The organism is Salinivibrio proteolyticus, from assembly GCF_001996165.1.
Taxonomy (GTDB): domain Bacteria; phylum Pseudomonadota; class Gammaproteobacteria; order Enterobacterales; family Vibrionaceae; genus Salinivibrio; species Salinivibrio proteolyticus.
Map to the genome: position 1 here is coordinate 1 of NZ_MUFP01000004.1, position 25,483 is coordinate 25,483.

At 50.4% G+C, this 25,483-nt stretch carries 21 protein-coding genes and 1 tRNA gene; 9 read left to right on the forward strand and 13 right to left on the reverse strand.

Going from position 1 to position 25,483, the window contains the following annotated elements:
- Positions 1-280: 280 nt before the first annotated feature.
- The 3 genes from BZJ19_RS03470 to BZJ19_RS03480 form a co-directional block, all read right to left on the reverse strand.
- Entirely contained in the window at positions 281-493 is a 213-nt protein-coding gene (locus BZJ19_RS03470; RefSeq protein ID WP_069589232.1) for a hypothetical protein, read from the reverse strand.
- A 75-nt stretch (positions 494-568) separates the two neighbouring features.
- Positions 569-2,116 (reverse strand): aminotransferase-like domain-containing protein, encoded by a 1,548-nt coding sequence (locus tag BZJ19_RS03475; RefSeq protein WP_201249168.1) that lies wholly within the window; start codon positions 2,114-2,116, stop codon positions 569-571.
- A 62-nt stretch (positions 2,117-2,178) separates the two neighbouring features.
- A tRNA-Leu gene (locus BZJ19_RS03480) sits at positions 2,179-2,265 on the reverse strand.
- A 216-nt stretch (positions 2,266-2,481) separates the two neighbouring features.
- On the opposite strand from BZJ19_RS03480, the gene BZJ19_RS03485 reads away from it, so the two are divergent.
- The 7 genes from BZJ19_RS03485 (at position 2,482) to BZJ19_RS03515 (ending at position 9,968) form a co-directional block, all read left to right on the forward strand.
- Positions 2,482-2,982, forward strand: coding sequence for an RDD family protein (locus tag BZJ19_RS03485; protein ID WP_077674612.1), 501 nt, complete (start codon positions 2,482-2,484; stop codon positions 2,980-2,982).
- Positions 2,983-3,500: 518 nt separating this feature from the next.
- Positions 3,501-4,943 carry a YfcC family protein gene (locus BZJ19_RS03490; RefSeq protein WP_077457540.1) on the forward strand — a complete coding sequence of 481 codons (1,443 nt, stop codon included), beginning with the start codon at positions 3,501-3,503 and terminating at the stop codon, positions 4,941-4,943.
- 636 nt (positions 4,944-5,579) lie between these two features.
- Positions 5,580-6,800, forward strand: coding sequence for an arginine deiminase (arcA, locus tag BZJ19_RS03495; protein WP_077674613.1), 1,221 nt, complete (start codon positions 5,580-5,582; stop codon positions 6,798-6,800).
- A 58-nt stretch (positions 6,801-6,858) separates the two neighbouring features.
- Positions 6,859-7,821 (forward strand): carbamate kinase, encoded by a 963-nt coding sequence (gene arcC, locus BZJ19_RS03500; RefSeq protein WP_069589240.1) that lies wholly within the window; start codon positions 6,859-6,861, stop codon positions 7,819-7,821.
- A 26-nt stretch (positions 7,822-7,847) separates the two neighbouring features.
- A complete protein-coding gene (argF, locus tag BZJ19_RS03505) occupies positions 7,848-8,852 on the forward strand; it encodes an ornithine carbamoyltransferase (RefSeq protein ID WP_069589241.1) in 1,005 nt (334 codons plus the stop codon).
- 168 nt (positions 8,853-9,020) lie between these two features.
- Positions 9,021-9,509 (forward strand): arginine repressor, encoded by a 489-nt coding sequence (locus tag BZJ19_RS03510; protein ID WP_069589242.1) that lies wholly within the window; start codon positions 9,021-9,023, stop codon positions 9,507-9,509.
- Between the two features lie 66 nt (positions 9,510-9,575).
- Positions 9,576-9,968, forward strand: coding sequence for a RidA family protein (locus tag BZJ19_RS03515; protein WP_069589244.1), 393 nt, complete (start codon positions 9,576-9,578; stop codon positions 9,966-9,968).
- Positions 9,969-10,029: 61 nt separating this feature from the next.
- Here BZJ19_RS03515 and idi read toward each other — a convergent pair whose 3' ends face one another.
- The 8 genes from idi to nudF form a co-directional block, all read right to left on the reverse strand.
- Positions 10,030-10,590 carry an isopentenyl-diphosphate Delta-isomerase gene (gene idi, locus BZJ19_RS03520; protein WP_077641165.1) on the reverse strand — a complete coding sequence of 187 codons (561 nt, stop codon included), beginning with the start codon at positions 10,588-10,590 and terminating at the stop codon, positions 10,030-10,032.
- 14 nt (positions 10,591-10,604) lie between these two features.
- Positions 10,605-11,339, reverse strand: a complete 735-nt coding sequence (locus tag BZJ19_RS03525; RefSeq protein WP_077457546.1) for a 1-acylglycerol-3-phosphate O-acyltransferase — start codon at positions 11,337-11,339, stop codon at positions 10,605-10,607.
- A 108-nt stretch (positions 11,340-11,447) separates the two neighbouring features.
- Positions 11,448-13,706 (reverse strand): DNA topoisomerase IV subunit A, encoded by a 2,259-nt coding sequence (gene parC, locus BZJ19_RS03530; RefSeq protein ID WP_077674614.1) that lies wholly within the window; start codon positions 13,704-13,706, stop codon positions 11,448-11,450.
- Positions 13,707-13,731: 25 nt separating this feature from the next.
- Complete coding sequence (gene parE, locus BZJ19_RS03535) at positions 13,732-15,624, reverse strand: DNA topoisomerase IV subunit B (RefSeq protein WP_077674705.1); 1,893 nt, start codon at positions 15,622-15,624, stop codon at positions 13,732-13,734.
- A gap of 163 nt (positions 15,625-15,787) precedes the next feature.
- Entirely contained in the window at positions 15,788-16,366 is a 579-nt protein-coding gene (gene yqiA / locus BZJ19_RS03540) for an esterase YqiA (protein ID WP_069589251.1), read from the reverse strand.
- A gap of 4 nt (positions 16,367-16,370) precedes the next feature.
- Positions 16,371-17,195: a 3',5'-cyclic-AMP phosphodiesterase gene (gene cpdA / locus BZJ19_RS03545; RefSeq protein WP_077674615.1), complete on the reverse strand. Its 825-nt coding sequence runs from the start codon at positions 17,193-17,195 to the stop codon at positions 16,371-16,373.
- Positions 17,196-17,217: 22 nt separating this feature from the next.
- On the reverse strand, positions 17,218-17,664 hold the full coding sequence (locus BZJ19_RS03550; RefSeq protein ID WP_108744080.1) for a DUF1249 family protein: 447 nt from the start codon (positions 17,662-17,664) through the stop codon (positions 17,218-17,220).
- 13 nt (positions 17,665-17,677) lie between these two features.
- Positions 17,678-18,316 (reverse strand): ADP-ribose diphosphatase, encoded by a 639-nt coding sequence (nudF, locus tag BZJ19_RS03555; protein WP_077641168.1) that lies wholly within the window; start codon positions 18,314-18,316, stop codon positions 17,678-17,680.
- 231 nt (positions 18,317-18,547) lie between these two features.
- Between nudF and tolC the strand changes: the two genes are divergently transcribed.
- Entirely contained in the window at positions 18,548-19,858 is a 1,311-nt protein-coding gene (tolC, locus tag BZJ19_RS03560) for an outer membrane channel protein TolC (RefSeq protein WP_077674616.1), read from the forward strand.
- Positions 19,859-19,930: 72 nt separating this feature from the next.
- Here tolC and hldE read toward each other — a convergent pair whose 3' ends face one another.
- Complete coding sequence (hldE, locus tag BZJ19_RS03565; protein ID WP_077662764.1) at positions 19,931-21,358, reverse strand: bifunctional D-glycero-beta-D-manno-heptose-7-phosphate kinase/D-glycero-beta-D-manno-heptose 1-phosphate adenylyltransferase HldE; 1,428 nt, start codon at positions 21,356-21,358, stop codon at positions 19,931-19,933.
- A gap of 226 nt (positions 21,359-21,584) precedes the next feature.
- Between hldE and lpxL the strand changes: the two genes are divergently transcribed.
- Positions 21,585-22,505 carry an LpxL/LpxP family Kdo(2)-lipid IV(A) lauroyl/palmitoleoyl acyltransferase gene (gene lpxL / locus BZJ19_RS03570; RefSeq protein WP_077674617.1) on the forward strand — a complete coding sequence of 307 codons (921 nt, stop codon included), beginning with the start codon at positions 21,585-21,587 and terminating at the stop codon, positions 22,503-22,505.
- Between the two features lie 36 nt (positions 22,506-22,541).
- On the opposite strand, the gene glnE is transcribed toward lpxL, so the two are convergent.
- Positions 22,542-25,391 carry a bifunctional [glutamate--ammonia ligase]-adenylyl-L-tyrosine phosphorylase/[glutamate--ammonia-ligase] adenylyltransferase gene (gene glnE, locus BZJ19_RS03575; RefSeq protein WP_077674618.1) on the reverse strand — a complete coding sequence of 950 codons (2,850 nt, stop codon included), beginning with the start codon at positions 25,389-25,391 and terminating at the stop codon, positions 22,542-22,544.
- Positions 25,392-25,483 lie beyond the last annotated feature (92 nt).

Consider the following 25,483-nt stretch of genomic DNA (forward strand, 5'->3'; position numbering starts at 1 on the left):
TAACTAAAAGTTATCGTTTGGTCACTCAGTTCATCGAATAAATCTTTTTGTCTATTCTCAACGAGTGCCCACACAGATTGCATAGGTCAAATTGTTAAAGAGCGTGTCGATTTAGTGGTCGGCATTTCGTGACTTGCGTCTCATTGCCCCGTCGACAGGAAGCGCAGTATAGAGATTTCAGTTTTTCCCGCAACCCCTAAATATAAAAAAAATGCGCCTTGCGGTTTGTTTGTCTATAAAACAAACAAAAACCGTCAAGGCGCCAAAGATTACCGTTCAATTAATGCTGATTCTGGCGCTCTTCTGCCCGCTCTTTCGCGCGGCAATGTCGAATAGACGCCCACGCCATAAAGAAAAGTACAAAAGGGATGGCGCCAGCGGTCCATTCAGCCCACGTGTAGTAAGCCAATGTTTCAATAATGATGACATGGCCCAGAATCAGTAGGGCTGCGCAGATAATCGCAACGACCATCATGCTTAGCTCTGATTTCATCCTTTTCTCCCCCTAAAGTGTGTGCCCAGTTAGTGTATGCCTAGGGCCAGTGACGGGATTAGTACAAAGCCACCGCTATTTAGCTGTAACAGTATCGGCTATTGATAAAGATGAGAGCACAGTCGCAATCTGTGTAAGGCCGCTGTCAACGCTCGCTGGCGTATCAGCATCAACAGTCTCAGGCGCACTGATAGAGAAGTTTAAGCGGAAGCAGTCGTTAAACCGATCATCAGTGGCAAACAAAGCGCCCGGTGCGAGTGTAATGCCATATGGCAAGAGTTCTCGAAATAGCTGGCGAGTGTCCATGCCATTATTCAGTGCGACCCATAAGAAGTAGCCACCTTGAGGGTCGGTGATCGATGCACTCGTCGGCAAAATACGACGCAGACTGTCACGTACCGCGTGTTTGCGCTGTAACAAGGCAGTGCGCAAACGGCGCAGGTGTGCATCATACCCACCCTGCTGCAAATAATGCGCGATAGCGAGCTGGTTAGGGGCACCAACAGATAAACTGGACACATACTGTCGCTTTTCAATTTGCGTGGCATAACACCCTGCCGCCACCCAACCAACCCGGAAGCCAGGCGCTAACTGTTTTGAAAACGACCCACAATGCAAAACTAGCCCTTGGCTGTCATAACACTTCAGTGGCATTGGGCGTGATTCAGAGAAAAAGAGCTCACCATAGACATCGTCTTCTATTAAGGGGACTTGGTGACTCGCGAGCAGTGATACCAGTGCTGGTCTATCTTTTTCAGGAATAGATGCCCCCGTTGGATTATGAAAGTTACTCATCAGCCAGCAGGCAGCGACGTGGTGAGTACTCAACGCAGCTTCAAGCGCGTTTATATTCACTCCCGTTTCAGGATCAACCGGCACGGGCACGGGCTCCAGTTGCAAACGCTCAAGGGTTTGCAGCACCCCATAAAAGGCTGGCGCTTCGATGATCACTTTATCCCCGGGCTGAGTCAGTGCCGCTAGTGATAGGCTTAACGCTTCGATGGCACCATTGGTGATGATGATCTCATCCATCGCCACTTTTATTCCTTGCCGCAGATAGCGCTGCGCAATCATGCGACGCAAACCTTCATCGCCAGGAGGAAGCATGGTGAGATAATCTGGATGCGATGATTGACGAAGTACTCGTGCCATCGCCCGTCCTAACGCTTGCATGGGAAATAGCGTGGGATCAGGGAACGCAGAGCCGAACGGAAAGCACGAGCCTGACTTGCTCGCGCTAATCACATCAAAGACATCTTGATGCGCCTGCAGCCAATGAGAGTCTGCTTGAGGACGCGCCAAAGAGTCGGAGGACAATTGATTGTAATGCGGACGTACAAAGTATCCAGCTCTGGGGCGAGCCTCAACCCAGCCATCCGCTTCTAGCTGCTCATAAGCGCGCATGACAGTCATTGGGCTAACATTTTGGAGGCGGCTCATCTCACGAACGGAAGGGATCCGCTCACCGGCTTGCCACACCCTTTGATCGATTTGCGTTTTTACCCAAACGGCGATGTCTTGATAGCGAACTTGCACCATACCACTCCCTGTGACAACCACGGCTCGATAATACCTTGCCGCGTTCGCTTTGCCTTGCGCGATACCCGAGGATTGTGAAGTCATCACGATTCAGACGACATAAACGAAAAAAGCCCCTGTCTTTCGACAGGGGCTTTTTTGGGATTTGGTGCCGAGAGAGGGACTTGAACCCTCACACCCGTTAAGGCGGCGGATTTTGAATCCGCTGCGTCTACCAATTCCGCCATCTCGGCAAGTGCTGGCAATTATACGTACCGCCCTTTCGAGTGCAAGCATTAAAAAACAAAAAATGTGTGTTCGCGCTATTTTTAACCAATTCGCGGTTAAATACATCAAAGGCGGTGTAATCATGAGCAAACGACATCGCAAAACCGCCCTATCAGCTTACTCACCCAAACAGTGAATGTGCTAGGCTAGCGGCGACTTTGATACTTGGATGTAGCTAAACCATGCAGACTTCTTCTATTGCATGCCCAACCGCCGGTTTTTTTCGCCGTCTTGCTGTTTGGGTTTATGATCTTTTGATTGTTGCCGCATTACTTATGCTTGCGGGCGGCGCGGTGATGGCAGCATTGGCTATCGCACAAGCGCTCGGGATGTCGATGACACCTTATCAAGATGCCAGTGATTTCCTCACCCATCACCCTATCGCACAGCCTCTTTACACTGCCTATCTCGCCTGTGTGATTTGCGGGTTCTACGGCTACTTCTGGTGTAAAGCCGGTCAGACGCTGGGGATGCGAGCCTGGCGCCTGCGCATTCAAAATGCTGACGGTAGTAATATTCGCCCCACACAGGCACTGATTCGTCTTGCAACAGCCTGCTTTGGACTCGGCAACCTTATCGTGATTTTCGATAAGAACAACCGTGCGTTTCAAGATCACTTCGCAGAGTGCGACATGATCGTATTACCGAAGCCCGCCAAAGCCTCGAAAAGAAAGAAGCAATAGCTGTCATTGGGAAGGCCCTGTGCCTTCCTCTTTTTTTCAACAATTCTATCGTAACCTCTAAATTTGATATAAAACAAAAAAACAGCGAGTTTTTAATCCTGCGATATTTTCACTTAATCTGCTTTTTATTCACCACACCTATAGAGTAAGCATGACTAATTACGCAGTCTATGCACATAGAAAAGTCGTGGTAACTTGATGATTAGCGGCTAAAGCAAATTTAAAAAAATAAAAACCCACCTCACCATCATACCAAGAACATTCTGAGTGATATATCTAAGCACATAAACCAAACAGCCATTCACTTTTAACCTGCTCATCAATTAAGCGACAGCATACAGTCCCTTTCTTTTGTGAGATATCACTAAGAACTATTTACGGATGCACTTTTACAATAAAGAAAAAGCCACTGACGACGGCAGAAAAGAACAACGAAAATAACGTGAAACTTAAAAGAGTTACCTCAACACGTGTAGTGCCCTATTTTATTGCACTCAGAAGAGGTATGAGGAGATAGTATGAGTACCCAAAGTGTTCCTGAAAAAAAAGGTTGGTTCGCCAACCTCAAATTCCCATCCGCCTATACCATATTGTTCATTCTGATTGCCTTGGTCGCCGCGCTGAGTTGGATAGTCCCTGCCGGTCAGTACGAACGAGAATATAACGCTGAACTCGGCCGAGATGTGCCTGTATCAGGCACCTACCACCAAGTAGAGAGTAACCCTCAAGGCGTGGTCGACGTGCTGCTGGCCCCCATTGACGGTTTTTATAACCACGAAACCTATGAAGCGGCCGCCATTGATGTCTCACTCTTCATCCTCATTATTGGTGGCTTTTTAGGTCTGGTGACCAAAACCGGTGCCATTGATGCAGGGATTGAGCGGGTGACCAAACGCTTAGAAGGACGCGAAGAGTGGATGATCCCTATCCTAATGGGCCTCTTTGCCGCGGGCGGTACGATTTACGGGATGGCCGAAGAGTCCTTGCCTTTTTATACCCTACTCGTCCCTGTGATGATGGCGGCACGCTTTGACCCTGTGGTTGCAGCGGCTACCGTACTCCTTGGTGCCGGTATTGGTACTTTAGGATCAACCATCAACCCGTTTGCAACTGTCATTGCCGCGAATGCCGCCGGTATCCCTTTTACCGATGGTATTCTGTTACGCCTCGCTATCCTGGCCATTGGCTGGCTTATCTGTGTTGCCTATGTGATGCGTTATGCCCGCAAAGTGCGCGCCGACCAGAGCCAATCCATAGTTTACGATCAGTTTGAGAGCAATAAAAAACACTTCCTTGGCGATCATGACGAAACACAAACGCTTGCTTTCACTACCACGCGTAAAGTGATCTTAGGCATTTTTGCTGCCGCGTTTGCCGTGATGATCTATGGCGTATCCTCGCTAGGATGGTGGATGGCCGAGATCTCTGCCGTTTTCCTCGGTGCTGCGATTATTATTGGTCTGATTGCACGTATGAGTGAAGAAGAGATCACCACCAGCTTTATTGATGGCGCACGAGACCTTCTGGGGGTGGCACTTATCATCGGTATTGCCCGCGGTATCGTGGTGATAATGGATAAAGGCATGATCACAGATACCATCTTAAACAGTGCTGAAGGTATGGTGACTGGGCTATCGTCTTTTGTTTTTATCAACGTTATGTATTGGCTGGAAGTCTTGCTGTCTTTCTTAGTGCCATCGTCATCTGGTTTGGCTGTCCTAACCATGCCTATCATGGCGCCACTGGCTGACTTTGCAAACGTTGGGCGCGAGTTAGTCGTGACCGCTTATCAATCTGCATCAGGTGTCGTCAACCTCGTCACCCCAACCTCAGGCGTGGTGATGGGTGGCCTTGCGATCGCTCGCGTTCCCTATGTTAAATGGATCAAATGGGTGGCGCCTTTACTCGGTATTCTTACCATCATGATTATGATCATGCTCAGTGTAGGTGTCATGCTATAACCTCTATTGATACACCGACTAGCGCGCTCACGTATTCGTCAGCGCGCTTTTTTATGTCTGCCACTCCCTCGCTCAACCATGCTTCACCACGCTGATATATTCCTCTTCTCTTCTCATAACAACATGGCACCGTATTTCTCTTTTTACACCGTTCCGTTACCGGTATAAAACGGACATCCGCCATCGGACACTAAGTACAGTTATTTTACACTTTTAACAAAAAACGTATTTATATCGACATCAATCACAGTTTTGAGGAAAAAAACGTCTTTATTTGTTAACAAAGAAAAAATAGAAAGATAGCCATTCACTTATTACGCATACCCTCACCATTCAAAGTAATACTGATTGGCATAAAAAAGAAAACAGATCCGCATTAACAAAGGGAAATTAAAAAATATTTCGTTAGACACTCACAATTCCTGCTTAATTATTAAAAAACAAAAAAATCTCATGCCATAAATACCATTAACACAGGGTAAAAAAGGCAAAAGACAATGTTTTAATTCACTGTGATCTAACTTCAAGAATACCCCAGACACCGCGTTAGAATGAATCTGTACCCAATAATACATCTGCACTTTTTATTCATCCCTTCCGATAAAAAGCCAAGCAGAGATATACGGAGAAAGAAAGATGAACAACTTCTATGTCGGCTCTGAAATTGGTCAATTACGTACCGTGATGCTGCATCGTCCTGAGCGTGCGCTCACCCACTTAACACCATCAAACTGTCATGACTTACTGTTTGATGATGTTCTGTCCGTTGAACGTGCAGGTGAAGAGCATGACAAATTTGCTCAAACCCTACGTGATCAAGGCGTTGAAGTCCTCCTGCTCCAAAATCTACTGGCTGAGACTCTAGATGTACCTGAAGCCAAAGACTGGCTGATGAACCTAAAAATCTCGGATTATACCTTCGGCCCTTCGTTTGCTAATAACATCCGTTGCTATTTGAATGACCTGCCTCACCATGAACTCGCGTCGATGTTCTTAGGCGGATTGGCCTACTCTGAGCTGCCAATTGCAACAACCTCTATGTTGCAAGCCATGCACGCACCGTCCGACTTTATTATTGATCCACTCCCCAACCACCTATTCACCCGCGATACCTCCTGCTGGGTTTACGGTGGTGTATCAATTAACCCAATGGCGAAACCCGCGCGTAAACGTGAAACCAATCATCTTCGCGCCATTTATAAATGGCACCCTCGCTTTGCGAACGGTGATTTTATTACCTACTTCGGCGGCGAAAATATCGACTATGACAACGCCACCATTGAAGGCGGCGATGTTACCGTCCTCGGCAAGGGCGTGGTGCTTATCGGTATGTCCGAGCGCACAACCCCACAAGGGGTAGAAAACTTGGCTTCTAGCTTATTTAGACACGGCCAAGCCAAACAAGTGATTGCGATGGAGCTACCGAAACACCGCTCTTGCATGCACCTTGATACCGTGATGACCCATATGCGTGAAGATACCTTCTCGGTGTATCCAGAAGTGATCCGTAAAGATATCAAATGCTGGAGCCTCACCGGTGATCGCACCGGCAAACTCAACGTTCGCGAAGAAGATTACTTCCTGACCGCGATTGAAAAAGGACTGGATGTTGGCCCGCTAAACCTGATCACCACAGGGGGTGACAGCTTCGAAGCCGAACGCGAACAGTGGAATGATGCTAACAACGTACTGACTGTCCGTCCTGGCGTAGTCGTGGGTTATGAACGCAACACCTATACCAATGAAAAGTATGACAAAGCGGGTATCACTGTGTTGTCTATTCCCGGTGACGAGTTAGGTCGCGGTCGTGGCGGAGCACGCTGCATGAGCTGCCCAATCCATCGTGACGGCATCTAATCGCCTTGTTGGGCTGAGCAAGTAGCTCAGCCCCCACCGACTGTAGAGAGTATTAAGTATGAAAAAACAAACTGTGGTGGTGGCACTCGGAGGCAATGCACTCCTTCGCCGGGGTGAGCCTTTAGAAGCTGACATTCAACGCGCCAATATTGCCAAAGCGGCAAAAACCATTGCGGCAATTGGCGAACAATACAACGTGGTACTCGTGCACGGTAATGGTCCACAGGTTGGCCTACTCGCCTTACAGGGGTTGGAGTATAAATCCGTCACGCCATATCCACTCGACGTTCTCGGTTCAGAGACCCAAGGCATGATTGGCTATATGTTAATGCAAGAGCTGCATAACCTAGCCCCAGAGCAACACGTTTCTTGCATGCTCACGCAAATGACAGTCGATCCGAATGATCCCGCGTTTGCCAACCCCACCAAGCCCATTGGTCCCGTTTACGACCAACAAGAAGCCTCAGCGCTGGCTGAAAAATATGGCTGGGATATCAAACCAGATGGCCAGTATTATCGTCGTGTTGTACCCAGCCCACAGCCAACCGGCATTGTGGAAGATGACGCCATCGCTAGCCTGATTGCGCAAGGACACCTTGTGATTTGTACCGGTGGTGGCGGCATTCCTGTGATTCAAGAGGGGAATCAGCTTAAAGGGATTGAGGCTGTGATTGATAAAGACATGTCAGCGGCTTTCCTTGCTCGTCAAATCAATGCCGATGCCTTGCTGATTTTGACCGATGCCGACGCGGTGTATTTGGACTATGGCCAACCCACCCAACGTGCATTGGCGGATACCACCCCTGATGATCTGAGCCAATACACCTTCGACGCAGGCTCCATGGGACCCAAAATTGACGCGTCCTGCGAATTTATCCGTCAAGGCGGAAAACTGGTTGGCATCGGAGCCTTAGAGGATGGCCTTGCTATTCTTGCCGGCCAAGCCGGAACACGTATTCGTGCCCAAGCAGTAAATAACAACAATATTTCTCACGGCCAACCTGCACCAGCGCAAGCCTGAGACCAATAACGAGAGGATTACCCACTATGGCATTTAATCTACGTAACCGTAATTTCCTAAAGCTGCTGGACTTCACACCTCGTGAGATCCAACACTTTATCGACATGGCCATTGAACTCAAAAAAGCCAAATACAATGGCTATGAAACCCCACGTTTAAAAGGTAAAAATATCGCGCTGATCTTTGAGAAGTCATCGACTCGTACCCGTTGTGCGTTTGAAACCGCCGTGTTCGACCAAGGCGGACAAGTCAGCTATATCGGCCCAACAGGCTCTCAAATTGGCCACAAAGAATCCATGAAAGATACGGCCCGCGTGCTTGGTCGCATGTATGACGGCATTGAATACCGTGGCTTTGGGCAAGCGATTGTTGAAGAGCTGGGCGAATATGCTGGTGTGCCGGTCTGGAACGGGTTAACCACCGAGTTTCACCCCACCCAAATCTTGGCGGATTTGATGACCATGATTGAACATGGTCGTGGAAAACAGCTTCACGAAATGCGCTTTGCGTACCTCGGTGATGCCCGCAACAATATGGGCAACTCTCTGATGGTCGGTGCGGCTAAAATGGGGATGGATATTCGTCTAGTGGCGCCAAAAGCATTCTGGCCTGAAGAAGAGCTGGTCGCACAATGCCGCGCGATCGCTGAACAAACGGGCGCACGCATTACCCTCACCGAGGACGTGCAGGAAGGTGTCAAAGACTGTGATTTCTTGTACACCGACGTGTGGGTGTCTATGGGTGAATCCAAAGAAGCATGGGATGAGCGTGTCGCATTGATGAAGCCTTACCAAGTCAATATGGACGTGGTCAAAGCAACCGGCAATCCACACGTAAAATTCATGCATTGCTTACCCGCTTTCCACAACAACGAAACCACCGTGGGTGCGGAAATCGAAGCCAAATATGGCTTAAAAGGCCTTGAAGTGACAGAAGATGTCTTCGAGTCTGACTATTCGATTGTCTTTGATGAAGCAGAAAATCGCTTGCACACCATCAAAGCGGTTATGGTTGCCACTCTCGGCGACTGATCCACGCGCCGGGTGCCTATGCATCCGGCGTCTATTCTTTGCGTCAAGCAGTGACCATCATCAAGGTTTGCCCCCGCCAACACTGATACTATGCGTTTAAAATCACCAGAAAGCAGTGAAATTCACTATTTTCGAGGTTAATAGCCATCGATTATAAAGGAGTGACCGGTGAGTGATTATGCAATTCCGTCGGTGACAGCCTCCAATCCGGAGGAGAACATCCTCTCAGCCTGCCGGCATTTATTACAAACCCAAAGCTTTACCACCCAAGACGAAGTGCGTCAGCAGTTGGTCCAACTGGGGTATCTCGACGTCAGCCAATCTACCGTCTCTCGTTTGCTCTCCAAACTTGGAGTGGCAAAGATCCCCAATGCACATGGACAGAAGGTGTATTCGATCAGCGGCGATATTGAGCCCGTTTACGCGGTGTCATCGGTAGGATCTCAAATTGATGAAATCACGTGCAGTCATGCCATGGTGGTGATCAAAACCCACCCTGGTGGTGCGCAGTTGATCGCGCGCTTAATCGATCTGAATCGTCACCCTGCGATTTTAGGCACGGTAGGCGGTAACGACACGATTTTCGTTGCACCTCGCCGTGTGAGCGAGTTGAACTTATGCGAAAAAGCAGTACGAGAACGTCTGGCAAGCGAGTAAGTACTTTACCTCGCCGCGCAACCGTTGCAGACTATTAACGTCGCTTTTTTAACAAAGGAATACAGCATGACCCAAGTACTGCAAACTGAGCAGGCACCTGAAGCTATTGGCCCATATTCACAGGGTGTCGATCTCGGCAACATGGTACTGACTTCCGGTCAGATCCCTGTCAATCCAGTGACTGGTCAAATTTCACCAGAGATCACTGCTCAAACACGCCAATCACTCGATAACGTTAAAGCCGTTGTTGAAGCGGCGGGCCTCAAAGTGAATGACATTGTTAAACTGACTGTCTTCGTTAAAAACCTTGAGGACTTTGCGGAAATCAATAAAGTCTACGGCGCTTTTTTTGATGAGCACGGCGTAGAAAACTATCCCGCCCGTTCTTGTGTGGAAGTCGCTCGCCTTCCTAAAGATGTAGATATTGAAATTGAAGGGATTGCGGTGCGTCACGCGTAACCTATGCCCTTGCATACAAGAAAGCGGCGTTTGACGCCGCTTTTTTTATGCTTCCTCACACCTAAGCCATAGCATGCGTCGGCGTCATCGCACAAATGTGAGCAAATACCTGTGAGAACCAAGCCGTAAATTGCTCCGGCGAGTCCGCCAGTGCCGCTTGTATATCTTGCTCCGACCACCAGCGACAATCTGATACCTCATCCGGGTTTAAGATCATCTCCACATGATTCACTTCACACGCAATCACCTGATCCCACTCGTGCTCAACCAGACCATTATCCAGTTCAGCACGGTAGATAAAGACAGGCCCCATGGCGAAATCAAGCGGACGCGCAATACCAAGCTCTTCATATAAACGCCGCTTGGCCGCGGCAGCCACAGGTTCATCTTTTTTGGGGTGCGAGCAGCAGGTATTGGTCCATAACCCACCGCTGTGATATTTGCTGTCAGCACGACGCTGAAGCAAGAACTCACGCTCACCGTCTTGGTTAAGACGGTATAACATGAGCGAAAAGGCCGAGTGCAGCCATCCTTGCTGGTGGGCCTCCAACTTTTCAGCGGTCCCCTTGGGTTCACCCTCAGGTGACACCAAGACCACATGGTGACGCTGGGTTGGGGTCATGAGACACTCCTCAATTATGCAGACTGCTTATTACGCTCAGCCACTTCCGCATCCAACTGCTCAAGTTTCGCTTTCATCAGTTGATGACAGTGTGCAGCAAGTTCGCGCACATTCTCTTTACTGTAGCCCTCGACCGATATCGGTGCCATCACTTCCACAATCACATGACCATTGTTCCAACGGTTCGCTTTGCAATGATGGGTCGAGCTACATACCACCGGCACCAGCGGCACTTGTGCGCCAATGGCAGCATGGAATGCGCCCGTTTTAAACGGCAATAAGCCGCGGCCACGCGAACGTGTTCCCTCTGGGAATAACCATACGCATAATTGCTTCTCACGGATCTTTTCAATCACTTGAGCAATGGTTCCCATCGCTTTACTGCGGTTAGCACGATCAATCAATACGTTTCCGGTAAGCCAATACAGTTGACCAAAAATCGGGATCCACAACAGGCTTTTTTTGCCCACAGTGACCGCGCCCGGCATCAATGCATTCGAGAGCGTGACCATGTCCCAGTTACTTTGGTGGTTAGCAATACACACACTCGCGCCCGGTTCACGTGGTGCGCCCTCGGCAAAGCGCAGCTCTACCTTGGTGCCAAATACGCCAGATAGACGACCAAACCATTTACTAATCTGGTAGCAGTTGCGTGGGTTACGTGGACTGAGTAGGCAATACAGCCCACCAAACACAAATAGCAAGATTGCGACAATCAGTACGGCAATCAGCCGTAACACAATAATCATTTCTCTCTCCAAAAGAGCAGACTGTCAAAGGCGAGTCAGTATACGGATTCGGAACAAAAATGCACCTAGTGAAAAAACGCACCTTCCAAAGAAGGTGCGTTCATCGGACTAGCTGTCTTGCTCGTCAATAAGGATTTCTACCGCGGAGACCCGTTGCAGGCCTCTTGGCAGCATGCTGCCACGACGACCCCGTTCACCACGGAAGTTGTCGAGATCGGTCGCTTTTAAGGTCAACTTACGCTTACCTGCATGCAGGGTCACGCCTGCTCCTTGCGGTAAGACATGTAACTGACTGAGCACCTCATCACGTGATTTGGCGCGCGCACCAGGGATATTGATGATCTTGTTTCCTTTACCTTTGCCCAACTGTGGCAAATCATGGATAGGGAATACCAACATCCGTCCCTCATTGGAAATGGCCAAGATCTGATCCGTTTCTAAGTCGTGAATACGGCGAGGCGGCATCACTTCGGCATGCTCAGGCACAGTTAACAGCGCTTTACCACTACGGTTTTTCGACAGCATGTCTGCCTGTTTACACACAAAGCCATAGCCTGCATCCGAGGCAAGTAACGTCAGTTGGCTTTCATCCGCCATCATCACATGACGAATCGACGAGCCTGGAGTGATATTGATACGGCCCGTGATCGGTTCACCCTGACTGCGCGCCGACGGCAAGGTGTGCGATTCAATGGCATAGCTACGTCCGTCTGACCCCAAGAACACCGCGGGTTGATTGCTCTTGCCCGGTGCCGCATCGAGAAACTTGTCTCCCGCTTTATAGTTCAGCCCAGCCGCATCAACATCGTGCCCTTTGGCATGACGAATCCAACCTTTTTCCGACAGCACCACGGTAATCGGCTCACTGGGGATCAAATCACGCTCCGTCATGGCTTTGGCTTCTTCACGTTCCACCAGCGGCGAGCGTCGATCATCACCGTACTTTTCTGCATCGGCGAGGATCTCTTTTTTGATCAAGGTATTCAACCGACGCTCTGAGCCTAACAGGGTTTGCAACTTGTCCCGCTCTTTGCTGAGCTCATCTTGCTCACCACGGATTTTGATCTCTTCGAGTTTGGCCAATTGACGCAGTTTGATCTCTAGAATCGCTTCCGCTTGCTTCTCGCTGAGCCCAAAGCGCTTGATCAGTTCTGCCTTTGGATCATCCTCACTGCGGATGATTTCAATCACCTCATCAATATTGAGGTACGCGACCAATAAGCCCTCAAGAATGTGCAAACGCGCCAACACCTTCTCGAGCCGATACTCCAGTCGACGACGCACCGTATCCCGGCGGAACGTCAACCACTCCGACAGGATCATTTGCAGCCCTTTTACTTGCGGGCGTGCATCGAGACCGATCATATTGAGGTTAACGCGATAGTTTTTCTCAAGATCCGTTGACGCGAATAAGTGATTCATCAACTGATCACTATCAACTCGGTTAGAGCGCGGCACCACCACGATACGTGTCGGGTTTTCGTGGTCAGACTCATCACGCAAGTCATCGACCATTGGCAGTTTTTTCGCCCGCATTTGGTTGGCGATTTGCTCGAGTAACTTGGCGCCAGAGACTTGATGCGGCAGTGAGGTGATCACAATGTCGCCGCTTTCTTTGTGCCAACGTGCCCGCATCTTGATGCTGCCACGACCACTGGTATAGAGTTTTTTCAGCTCGTGATGAGGCGTAATGACTTCGGCTTCAGTTGGATAATCCGGCCCTTTGACGTATTCCATCAGGCCATCCAGATCGATACTGGGTTTATCAATCATCGCCGCCAGCGCGTTAGCAAGTTCGCGCGCATTGTGCGGGGGAATATCGGTGGCCATACCGACCGCAATCCCGGTCACCCCATTGAGGAGAATATGAGGAAGGCGCGCAGGTAAGGTTTTCGGCTCTTTCATGGTGCCATCAAAGTTTGGCACCCAATCCACAGTTCCTTGTCCCAGCTCTTGTAAGAGGACTTCCGAGAAGCGCGACAGGCGTGATTCGGTATAACGCATCGCCGCGAACGATTTGGGATCGTCCGGCGCCCCCCAGTTACCTTGACCATCCACCAACGGATAACGATAAGAGAAAGGTTGAGCCATCAATACCATGGCTTCGTAGCAGGCAGAATCACCATGAGGGTGATACTTACCGAGCACGTCCCCAACGGTACGCGCTGATTTTTTATATTTGGCGGAGGCAGACAGCCCCAGCTCAGACATTGCATAAATAATTCGGCGCTGTACCGGTTTTAATCCGTCACCGATAAACGGCAGCGCACGGTCCATGATGACGTACATCGAGTAATTGAGGTAAGCATCCTCTGTAAACTTGCGCAAGGCAAGCTGCTCGACGCCATCATAAGTCACCTCTGTCATGCTGATAATATCCCGTTATATTTGTTTAAATCTCGGTCAGCTCGGCCATGTCGCCTTTTTGCTGCAACCAGTTACGACGATCTTCTGCCCGTTTTTTACCTAGCAGCATGTCCATCATCAATTGGGTTTGCTCAGGATCATCAATCGTCAGTTGCACCAAACGGCGTGTATTTGGATCCATCGTGGTTTCACGCAGTTGCAGAGGGTTCATTTCCCCCAACCCTTTAAAGCGCTGTACGTTGATTTTTCCGCGTTTATTACTTAATCGCTCAAGGATGCCTGCTTTCTCGTCTTCATCGAGGGCGTAAAAGACTTCTTTTCCGCAATCAATACGGTACAAAGGCGGCATCGCAACATACACATGTCCTGCTTCGACCAGGGCACGGAAATGCTGCACAAACAACGCACATAACAGCGTCGCAATATGTAGACCATCAGAATCCGCATCGGCGAGAATGCAGACTTTATCGTAGCGCAGCCCGGACAGGTCATCGGAGTCGGGGTCTATCCCTAGCGCCACCGAAATATCATGCACCTCTTGGGAGGCGAGGACTTGGTCAGCTGATACTTCCCACGTATTAAGAATTTTACCGCGCAGCGGCATCACCGCCTGAAACTCACGATCACGGGCCTGTTTCGCTGAGCCGCCTGCCGAGTCACCCTCCACCAAAAAGAGTTCAGTACGACTGGAATCTTGCATCGCGCAGTCTGTCAGCTTACCGGGCAATGCCGGCCCCGAGGCGACTTTTTTCCGTACCACCTTTTTCGCGGCGCGCATACGCCGATGCGCGCTGGCAATGCACACCTCAGCCAAACGCTCGGCCAAGTGAGGACGCTCGTTCAGCCACAAGCTAAAGGCATCTTTGACCACACCAGACACAAAGGCTGCGCATTGACGTGAGGACAAACGCTCTTTCGTTTGGCCGGCAAATTGCGGATCTTGGATTTTCACTGACAAGACATATGCACAGCGCTCCCAGATATCATCCGCGGTGAGCTTCACACCACGAGGCAATAGGTTGCGGAACTCGCAGAACTCGCGCATCGCTTCCAGCATACCTTGGCGTAAACCGTTGACATGGGTGCCACCTTGCGGCGTCGGAATTAAGTTAACATAGCTTTCAGTGGTTAATTCACCACCTTCCGGTAACCAAATCACCGCCCAATCGACCGCTTCATTTTTGCCACTGAACTCACCGACAAAGGGGGTTTCAGGCAATAATTCAAAGCCCTTCACACTGTCGGCAAGGTAGTCTTTTAGGCCCGCTTCGTAGCACCAGCTAATGGTTTCATCGGTATTTTTATCGGTGAAATTGATGGTTAAGCCCGGGCAAAGGACAGCTTTGGCTTTTAATATGGTTTTTAATCGCGACAGCGAGAACTTTCCGGAATCGAAAAATTGACTATCCGGCCAAAAGTGCACCCGCGTGCCACGGTTGCGTCGTCCGCACGTGCCAGTCACGGTCAAGTCTTGCACTTTGTCACCGTTTTCGAAGGCGATGTCATAGACTTGCCCATCGCGCTTGACCGTGATCTCAACACGACGAGACAAGGCGTTAACCACAGAGATCCCGACCCCGTGCAAACCACCACTAAATTGATAGCTTTTGTTGGAGAACTTGCCGCCAGCGTGAAGCTTACAGAGGATCAGCTCAACCCCAGACACCCCTTCTTCTGGGTGAATATCTACAGGCATCCCTCGGCCATCATCAATCACTTCTAATGATTGGTCGGCATGAAGGATCACATCGATTTTACTCGCGTGGCCAGCAAGGGCTTCGTCGACACTGTTATCGATCACTTCTTGCCCTAAATGGTTAGGGCGACTGGTATCTGTGTACATACCCGGGCGTCGGCGCACTGGCTCGAGCCCGTTGAGGACTTCTATCGATCCTGCGTTATAACTTTGCTCTGTCATAATCGATTGGCTTAATAAATGTGATGACATGGTCAGCAAGGGGGCCTAGCTTGTCAAGCTCCGCCCCCTGTTACCGCGAGTTTATGTGAACTGCCATCCGCCTCGTACGCCGCCGTGTTCAGGCGAGACAAGGTTTGCCTAAGACGTTGGCAATAAAAGGAGGCTACAATCCAAGGAACTGGATAATGTCGGCGCAGTAGCGTTCAAAGCCAACAAAGCTATGATCGCCCTCTGGCTCAACCGTTTGTCGACTGGCACTAAATTTCTCAACCGCTTGACGATAGTCGAGCACTTCATCCCCCATTTGCTGCAGCAGCCAAAATTGCGAAGGGTGCGTCAAGGTAGGCACATCCAGCGTGCGCAGCGCCAAAATATCGTCAGCATCGAGTTGATAGCGCTCATGGGTGTAAGGATTCACCTGCTCGCCGATATAATCTTGTAATAACTCATACGGGCGTACCGCCGGATTGACCAACACCGCGGGTATATCATAGCGCTCACTGAGCCAAGTGGCGAGAAATCCCCCCAGTGAACTGCCAACTAGCCCCAGCTGATGGGTGGCACCATACGTATCGACCAACTCGGTCAACAGATTCACGGTGGGTTCTGGATGGCTCGGCAGTTGCGGGACGAGTACCTGAATATCCGGACGCATCGTTTGACAATACGCCCGCATTTGTCGCGCTTTTAATGACTGCGGAGAGCTATTAAAGCCATGAAGATAGAGCAGTGCTGAGGCCATAGGGTTAGTATCCACTGGAGTCAAAATCAGGACGGAACTGTTGCCCCGTCACACGCTCGACTTGGCTCTCAATCCGTCCATCACTGTGCAAATCCAACCAGCGCCAGCCGGGGTTTTGGTTATCCAATGCAAAATCATGCGAGTCCGGCATAAATTGGATACAGGTTGAGGGCGATGCCATGACTTGTACACCTTGATGGCGAACATTCAGCGCTTGGTGAATGTGCCCACACACCACAGCTTTTGCCTGTGGGTGGGCCGCCATGATCTGCCAAAACCGTTCGCGATTGACCAGTTTGTGCTGATCAAGCCAAGTACTGCCGGCCTCTAGGGGATGATGATGCAATAACACCAGCGCATGGCGCTGTGGGTAGTCGCTTAAATGCTGCTCCAAAAGGCGTAACTGTTCGCTAGACAATTCACCATGTGGCACGCCCGACACTTGGCTGTCGAGTAATATCATTTGCCAGTGCTCGCCAAGCAACACTTGTGAACAATGCGATAGCGAGCCAGATTGCAATACCGAACGCATCTCAGGTTGAAAATCATGGTTTCCCGGCAGCCAAAAACAGGGTTGCTGCCAACGCTGAATTCCATCTACAAAGCGGCGATAAGATAACGCTGAGTGATCTTGAGATAAATCGCCGGTCGCAATAATGGCGTCAAAGGTACGTTGTGTGGCGCTTATCGCATCAAGCACCGCATGATAACTATGCAGTGTATTAACACCCAGCAAACTGCCCTGTTCGTCCGCGAACAGGTGCGTGTCGGTGATTTGCAGAAGACGAATACAATCGCCGTTCGCGTTCTCAATCTGGCAAGGCTGCAACGTTGAAAATACCTTTGCTGGTTTAGTTTAACGATGATTTATACACGGAGTCTGAGGCGGTCACGCCGCGGCGCAAACAGTGCGCCAGCCAATCAGACAAAAATGCATTAACCTGATGTTTTTCATTGCGCTGATGCATGCGCGGATTCGGATAATCATAACGCGCTTTTAGCCGTGAAATCTGCTGCGTGGTACACACTTCAGCAACACGTGCATCATGGTATAGACGCACGGTTAAATTCGCGCGTAAGTAGTCGGGAGCTTGGCCTTCGCCGAGCTGGGCAATGTCCAGTAAGGTGGTGTAACGGGTTGACTCACGGACAACCAACGCATACTCCTGCCCTTGAATATCGTATCGACACACCTGCCCCACCTCGTCGCGTTTAGGCATTAAACGAACAAGTTTGGCGTAGTTGGTTTCATACAGGCGCATCATCGCCGGTAAGTCGACTCGATAATCTGTTTTCACACACACCTACTATTTATTGATTGATTTGTTCATTATAGCTTTGACGTAACCGACTAGCATTGAGTTCCAACCATTGCAGCGCAATGATGGATGCCGCGTTTTCAATCTCGCCATCGACTACCTTTTGATACGCCTGTTGACGTGAGAATCGATGAACCAAGATATCTTCATTTTCGCTTGCCAATCCGTGTACGCCAGCCGCTTCAGACGCATCGACAATCGCCACAAAGACCTCTAATTGTTCCGAGCAGCCGCCGGAGCTGGATAAATAGCGGGTCACTCGCTCCATCTGCTGCAATAAAAGGCCGGCTTCTTCCCGCGCCTCGCGATGTGCCACTTGCTCGGGAGACTCTTGCTTATCCATCATGCCCGCAACAATCTCAAGCTGCCATGGCGAAGCCCCAGCAGCCATCGCTCCGACACGAATTTGTTCTAGCATAACCACTTCGTCACGCACAGGGTCATAGGGAAGTACTGCCACCGCATGACCACGCTCAAATAACTCGCGAACCACGGTACCACTCCAACCGCCTTTAAACAGTCGGTGACGAAACTGATAGCGATGAATCGAGAAAAACCCTTGATAGCATGGTGAGATATCTTCGATCACAATGTCTTCACGGCCAAACTGACCGGGGGGATGGCTGGACATACTCGCTCCTTGCTATTTGTGGTGGCGGTGCAGTCTTATCATTGGCACAGTTGCGCTGCAAACCTTAAACTTAACTTTTTTGATAAAAGTTACAACTATTTTTAAGTCCCAATCGCAAACTGGATAGTTTACACTCAGTGTCTTAACAAATTGTCAGTTTCACGCAAGCATAATTGCGGTAAGCTAGTCGTCGTATTCTTATTGAACAGCTCAAATTCAGGGATTCTACCTATGAAAAAATTGCTCCCTTTGGCATTAGGCTTGGCACTCGGCAGCCTAAGCTCCGTGGCTCTAGCCGACGATCTCGCCCAAATTTACCAACAAGCGAAGCAAAGTGATCCCACACTCAATCAAGCCGCTGCTGAACGTGACGCTGCGTTTTCAGCCGTGGATGCAACGCGCGGTACATTGCTACCCCAAATTGGGTTAAATGCTGGCTATTCGATCACCCGCAATGACAGCAACGATCAGCGTGACAATAACACCACCAGCGCAGACATCAGTCTAAGCCAACAAATTTTTAAGCGTGATAGCTGGATCAACCTCGATATCAGCGAAATGCAAGCTCGTCAGCTAGATGCCGCTTACGCCGCGCAACAGCAAGGCTTGATGCTGCGTGTCGCACAAGCCTACTTTGATGTACTCCGTGCCATGGACAAGCTGGAATTTGTCAAAGCAGAGAAAGCGGCGGTTGGCCGTCAGCTTGAGCAAACCAAACAACGTTTCGAAGTCGGGCTCTCCGCGATTACCGACGTACACGATGCACAAGCGCAATATGACGCAGTACTCGCCGACGAAATCTTGGCCCAGAATGCCCTAACCAATAGCTATGAAGGCTTGCGTGAGATCACTGGTGAAGCGCCACGTGATTTGCGCGTGTTAGATACCGCACGTTTTAGCGCGAGTAAACCTCAGCAGCAGCCTACCGCGTTGGTTGAAACTGCCGAAGAGAAAAACTTGAAGCTGTTGGCAAGCCGCATTGCGCGTGATACGGCCAAAGAGCAGATCAAGCTAGCTGAGTCTGGCCATCTTCCGACTTTAACGTTTAGCGCTAAATACGGAATGACAGATGTCGATAATCAGCATACTCCAGGCTCAGTCGATTCTAACGAAGGGACTGCCGGGCTCACCTTTAGTTTGCCACTGTTTACAGGGGGAAGCACCTCAGCGAACGTTGAGAAAGCGCAGTATAACTTCGTTGCGGCCTCGGAAAGTTTGGAAGCCACGTTCCGTTCAACGGTTAAGGACGTTCGCGCCTTCTATAACGACATTAACGCTTCTATCGGTGCCTTGCGTGCCTATGAGCAAACGGTCATCTCTGCGCGTTCAGCCCTTGAAGCGACAGAGGCCGGCTTTGAAGTGGGCACACGCACCATTGTGGATGTCCTCGACGCCACACGCCGCCTGTACGACGCCAACCGTAACCTGTCGAATGCGCGTTACGACTACATCTTGAGCCGCCTTCAGTTGCGTCAAGCCGTGGGGACACTTAGCGAGCAAGACTTGCTAGAAATCAACAAAGGCTTGATTGAAAAGCGCTAAGCATTAGCCACTATCTTTGATCTAAAAAGGTGCCCTCAGGCACCTTTTTTATTGACGGTTACTCGCTCGGTTTTATTGACCGCGACGAATTGACTCAATGATTTCGGTGGTGGAACAGCCGTCTTCAAAATTCAGCACTTTCACCTCGCCACCGTTATCCATCACCGCCTCAGCACCCGCTATCTCATCAACCTGATAATCGCCGCCTTTGACCAATAGGTCAGGCAAGACAGCACCAATCAGGCGCGCAGGTGTTTCTTCACTAAAGGGCACCACCCAGTCAACCGCCCCCAAGCCAGCCAATACTGCCATACGTCGGTCAGTCGGGTTGACGGGACGTCCAGGCCCTTTTAAGGCTTGAACCGATGCGTCGGTATTCACCGCCACAATCAGGCGATCCCCCAGTTTGGCGGCTTCATTCAGGTACGCCACATGGCCAGCATGTAAAATGTCAAAGCAGCCATTGGTCATCACCACTTTTTCGCCGCGCCCTTTGGCGACTTTCACCGCCTCAATCAACTGCGCTTCTGTGGTGACACCAAATCCAGACTCGTGCGAGCCATGAATCGCTTCAGTCAACTCAATGGTAGATAAGGTAGAGGTACCGAGTTTGCCTACCACCACACCAGCCGCCGCATTCGCCAGTGCGCATGCCTCTTCGATGGGTTTACCCGCTGCCAACGATGCCGCCAATACCGAAATCACCGTATCGCCGGCCCCGGTCACATCATAAACTTCTTTAGCCAGTGTCGGCAGATTCAGTGGAGCGGCATCGGGGCGAAGTAGCGTCATACCGTGTTCACTGCGGGTCACCAATAATGCACCCAACTGATATTTTTCAATCAGCGCAACGCCTTTTTCGACCAAGTCTTCATCACTGTCTACCCGTCCAGCAACCGCTTCAAACTCAGCCATATTTGGGGTTAATAAGCTGGCACCACGATAGCGCTCAAAATCAGTACCTTTCGGATCCACCAAGGTGGTCACACCGGCTTGCTTGGCCGCCTGAATCAAAGGTTGGACTTGCGACAGTGCACCTTTCGCGTAATCGGACAAAATCATGGCCTGACATTGCGGTAAAGCTGCTTCGACTTTTGCCAACATAGGGGCCACATCCACGCCCTCAAATCCCTCTTCAAAATCAAGACGGATCAGCTGCTGGTTGCGACTCATCACCCGCAACTTGGTAATCGTGGGGTGGGAATCGAGCGCGACAAAATCACACGCAACCTTGAGCGAATGAAGTTTCTGCGTGAGCGCATCGGCTTGCTCATCCTTGCCTGTCAAACCAATGAGTTGGGTATGACCCCCTAACGCAGCGATGTTCATGGCAACGTTAGCTGCGCCACCGGGACGCTCTTCTGTTTGATTGATCTTCACTACAGGTACAGGTGCCTCAGGCGAAATTCGCCCCGTTGGGCCATACCAATAGCGATCAAGCATCACATCACCCACGACCAAGACTTGGGCTTGGCTGTAGTCAGGAAGGCTAAGTTTCATCTGGATCTCCGATACTGTCGTTACTGGGCGATAGTAGCACAGCCCCAATAAAAATGACCTATTGTCAGATGGCGCGCCGTACAAAAAACACGCAAAAACATTTCGATACCGTCACAGTGAGGCAGGTTCGCGCACGATTGTGGCGGGACACCTTTTTAATTTTGCTCTACAATAGCGCAAGCCTCTCGGCCCCTTCTGGTTTTGGTTTTCATGAGTCATTAACGCTATGAGCGATTTTTCAGCGCCCACTTTTCGGATTGGGTTTGTTCACCCTCGGTATTGGCATACTTGGCTTGGTGTCGGATTCATGTATCTGGCAAGTTGGCTTCCTTATCGCGTCCAGTTTTATTTGGGCCGCGGTCTGGGTCGACTCATGTATACGCTGATGAAACGGCGCGTTGGCATCGCCGATCGTAACCTTGCACTCTGCTTCCCAGAAATGACCCGCGCTGAGCGTACCGCGATGGTCAAAGAAAATTTTGCGAATTCGGGGCTTGCCTTGTTCGAAACGGGTATGGCGTGGTTTTGGCCTAAGTGGCGAATCAACAAGCATGTCACCATTGAAGGGTTGGACACTCTGATTGATCTGGAAAAGCAAGGTAAAGGGGTATTGCTGATCGCCGTCCACTCGCTCAATCTAGAAATCGGTGCACGTGGCCTTAGTGACCAAACACCTGGCGTTGGCGTTTACCGCCCCAATACCAACCCTGTCTATGACTGGTTCCAGTTTCGTGGCCGAATGAAACGTAACATTGGCGTGGATCGAAAAGACGTCAAATCCATGATCCGCTACCTCAAAGAGGGACACCGGATGTGGTACGCCCCCGACCATGACTATGGCCGACGCCGCTCTACCTTTGCGCCGCTTTTTGCGGTCGAAAAAGCCTGTACCACCACAGGGACGAGCTTGCTCGCCACTGCCGGTCATGCAACCGTGGTACCTTTTTCCGTGATACGCCAACGACGCAATGGGCAGTATCACGTTAAGATAGAGGCGCCAATCAAACACTTTCCTAAAGACGCCCATGAAGCCGCCGTGGTTACCAACCAAGCGGTTGAACGTTTAATTCTTCGCGCCCCTGAGCAATACATGTGGCTACACCGACGCTTTAAAACACGCCCCGAAGGTGAACCTTCGTTGTATTGAGTTAAAAAAGGGCTGCTCGCGCGGCCCTTTTTGCTGCTATTGCTGACCTAACCACTGATGCCAAGCCTGTTCGACTACATCTCTTTGCGCCACAAATTCGCTTTGAGGCACCACGCCTGATTCACCAGCAAGATGGCTGCGATGAAGCGCATTACGCATACCGGTATACGCCTCTTTCAGCGCCAAGGCTTGTGATATCGGCATCACACCAGTCTCTCCGGCTTGTTCAAAAATACGTGCATTATCGCTGTAGCGCGTTAAGGCGGGATACTGCTGGCTATGGCTTAACACCAAATACTGCGCCAGAAACTCAATATCCGTGATCCCACCTTTATCTTGCTTAATCGCAAACACGGCTGGGTCATGTCGGTGCGCATGCTGGCGCATTTTCTCTCGCATCGACGAAACCTGCTCACGCAGAATCTCTGGGCCTCTTGGGGTAGTAAGAATACGCTGACGAACCTCAGAAAATGCTCGGCTTAAAGACGGATCGCCATAGATCATGCGCGCACGCACTAGCGCCTGATGCTCCCAAGTCCACGCTTCATTTTGCTGGTAATCCGCATACGCTTCCAAGGTACTGACCAACATTCCTGAGGTACCCGAGGGACGCAGACGGGTATCAATTTCATATAACACCCCAGATGCCGTGCGGGTTGAGAAAAGATGCACAATCCGTTGCGCCAGTCGTAAATAAAACTGACGGCCATCTATCACCTTGCGGCCATCGGTTTCTATATGGCTTGGACAGTCATGCAAAAACACCACATCCAAATCGGAGTTGTAACCTAACTCCCAACCGCCGACTTTGCCATAGCCGACCACGGCAAACCCGCGCCCTTCACGGTCGGTTAAATGCGTAGGCTGACCATATTTTTCGGTCATTTGGTACCACGCTTGATTCACCACCGCTTCCACAATCGCTTCGGCTAAATAGGTTAAGTGGTCACTCACTCGCATCACCGGCAATACCCCCGCAATATCAGCGGCGGCAATTTTCAGTAACTGGGTTTGCTTGAATTGACGCACCGCTTCCATCTGCTGTTCCATATCTTCAACCGGGATCCGCGCCAGATAGTCCCCAAGCTCACTCCGATACGCGTCGGGCGCTAACGGTTGATAGAGATGGGTTAAATCCAATAGCTCATCCAACAGCATGGGGTAACGGGCAAGCTTTTCTGCGACCAAGGGACTCGCAGCACATAAGCGTAGGACTTGGTCAATGGCGCTAGGGTGCTCGTCCAGAAGCTCAAGGTAGGTCGTGCGTGTCGCAATATTGACCAATAAGTGAGTAATATGCGGCAGTACGCGTTCAGGATGAGGCTGCGCCAGTAATTTACTGAGTAATACTGGCATAAGGCGGTTTAGCACATCCCGACCTCTCGGGCCCAAGGTCCGCTTTGCCAGCTCTTGCTTAAAGCTCAGCAATTGATCTGCGATGCTGGTCTCCGGCACGCCAAGATCGGCCAAGATCAAATTCGCATTATCGGGATCCCGCGCCATCGCCCATAAGTCATGATATTCGCTATCAACGTCGGCATCGCCTTCTTGCTCATCATCCCCAATCAAGCCAGAAAACACCTGATGGACCGCATGCATATGCTGGTGAATTTTAGCGACTAAGGATGGCCAATCCGATTCATTTAACGCCGCACACAAACGTGCTCGATCAAGCTCCGTCTCAGGAAGCGTTTGAGTTTGTTTATCGTCAATCGCTTGCAGCAGATTTTCAACCCGACGCAAGTAAAGGTACGCGGCCTTCAATTGCGCCACATCGTTAGCGGGTAATAACTCCAACTCATCCAGCGCCGCCAAGGTCTCTAACAAGCCCCGCTGACGCAAACTCGGCTCTCGGCCCCCGCGGATTAGCTGAAAAGATTGGGCAATAAATTCAATTTCGCGAATACCGCCAGCGCCTAATTTAATATTGTCCGTCAAGCCGCGTCGACGGACCTCACGCTGAATTAACTGCTTCATACGACGCAGAGCTTGAATGGCACTAAAGTCGATATAGCGACGAAAGACAAACGGGCGCAACATCTGACGCAAGCTTTGATAGCAATCGTATTGCTCTTTGCCCATCACCCGCGCTTTGATCATCGCATAGCGTTCCCAATCTCGGCCTTGTTCTTGATAGTAATCTTCGAGCGCAGCAAAGCTCATCACTAAAGGACCACTGTCGCCAAAGGGGCGCAAACGCATATCAACCCGATAGCAAAAACCATCCACGGTCGGTTGGTCGAGCGCTTTAATCAAACGTTGCCCTAATCGGGTAAAAAACTGCGCATTGGCAATACTGCGTCGCGCACCTTGCGTTTCGCCATTGTCAGGATAGGTAAAAATTAAATCGATATCTGAGGAAAAGTTCAGCTCACCGCCCCCCAGCTTGCCCATGCCAAGGATCAACATAGGTTGCGCCTCACCTTCCGCATTCATTGGCGTGCCCCATGACTGAATGCAATGCGCATAAAGCCATTGATAGGCGGCCAGTATTTGCGCCTCAGCCAATGCCGATAGATGCTGTAAACTTTGCTCTACTGACCAATTACCTTGGATATCTTGCCAAGCAATCCACACCAGCTCTTGTTGGCGCACCTGACGCAACACGCGATGGAACGCGGCTTCATCGTTAACCGATTCAAGTGCTTGGGCTAATAAGGATGGGTACTGACTCGCGCGACATGGATCATCACGATGTTGGTATAACCAGTCCAATAAACCGGCTTGCTGTAATAGGGCGGCCGCAATAAATTCACTGCATCCAAGCGCCCGCTCGAGTTGCTCTCGGGCACAGCCTTGCCAGCGCGCCAATGCGTCTGCACAGTGCGCTTCAAGCTGGGAGGTATGATGATTGATGGTTGGGGCAAGCATATCAGGCAAAGCCATGGTGATTCCTTGTTGCGCTATCCTGCTTTGACATTAACAAAAAACGGCCCGCATGCGCAGCGGGCCGTTCCAGAGTGTGAAAAACGCGTCGA

Coding starts and splice junctions, on each gene's coding strand:
- BZJ19_RS03470 (WP_069589232.1), bottom strand. CDS start 493: ATGAAATCAGAGCTAAGCATGATGGTCGTTGCGATTATCTGCGCAGCC.
- BZJ19_RS03475 (WP_201249168.1), bottom strand. CDS start 2,116: ATGACTTCACAATCCTCGGGTATCGCGCAAGGCAAAGCGAACGCGGCA.
- BZJ19_RS03485 (WP_077674612.1), top strand. CDS start 2,482: ATGCAGACTTCTTCTATTGCATGCCCAACCGCCGGTTTTTTTCGCCGT.
- BZJ19_RS03490 (WP_077457540.1), top strand. CDS start 3,501: ATGAGTACCCAAAGTGTTCCTGAAAAAAAAGGTTGGTTCGCCAACCTC.
- arcA (WP_077674613.1), top strand. CDS start 5,580: ATGAACAACTTCTATGTCGGCTCTGAAATTGGTCAATTACGTACCGTG.
- arcC (WP_069589240.1), top strand. CDS start 6,859: ATGAAAAAACAAACTGTGGTGGTGGCACTCGGAGGCAATGCACTCCTT.
- argF (WP_069589241.1), top strand. CDS start 7,848: ATGGCATTTAATCTACGTAACCGTAATTTCCTAAAGCTGCTGGACTTC.
- BZJ19_RS03515 (WP_069589244.1), top strand. CDS start 9,576: ATGACCCAAGTACTGCAAACTGAGCAGGCACCTGAAGCTATTGGCCCA.
- idi (WP_077641165.1), bottom strand. CDS start 10,590: ATGACCCCAACCCAGCGTCACCATGTGGTCTTGGTGTCACCTGAGGGT.
- BZJ19_RS03525 (WP_077457546.1), bottom strand. CDS start 11,339: ATGATTATTGTGTTACGGCTGATTGCCGTACTGATTGTCGCAATCTTG.
- parC (WP_077674614.1), bottom strand. CDS start 13,706: ATGACAGAGGTGACTTATGATGGCGTCGAGCAGCTTGCCTTGCGCAAG.
- parE (WP_077674705.1), bottom strand. CDS start 15,624: ATGACAGAGCAAAGTTATAACGCAGGATCGATAGAAGTCCTCAACGGG.
- yqiA (WP_069589251.1), bottom strand. CDS start 16,366: ATGGCCTCAGCACTGCTCTATCTTCATGGCTTTAATAGCTCTCCGCAG.
- nudF (WP_077641168.1), bottom strand. CDS start 18,316: ATGTCCAGCCATCCCCCCGGTCAGTTTGGCCGTGAAGACATTGTGATC.
- tolC (WP_077674616.1), top strand. CDS start 18,548: ATGAAAAAATTGCTCCCTTTGGCATTAGGCTTGGCACTCGGCAGCCTA.
- hldE (WP_077662764.1), bottom strand. CDS start 21,358: ATGAAACTTAGCCTTCCTGACTACAGCCAAGCCCAAGTCTTGGTCGTG.
- lpxL (WP_077674617.1), top strand. CDS start 21,585: ATGAGCGATTTTTCAGCGCCCACTTTTCGGATTGGGTTTGTTCACCCT.
- glnE (WP_077674618.1), bottom strand. CDS start 25,391: ATGGCTTTGCCTGATATGCTTGCCCCAACCATCAATCATCATACCTCC.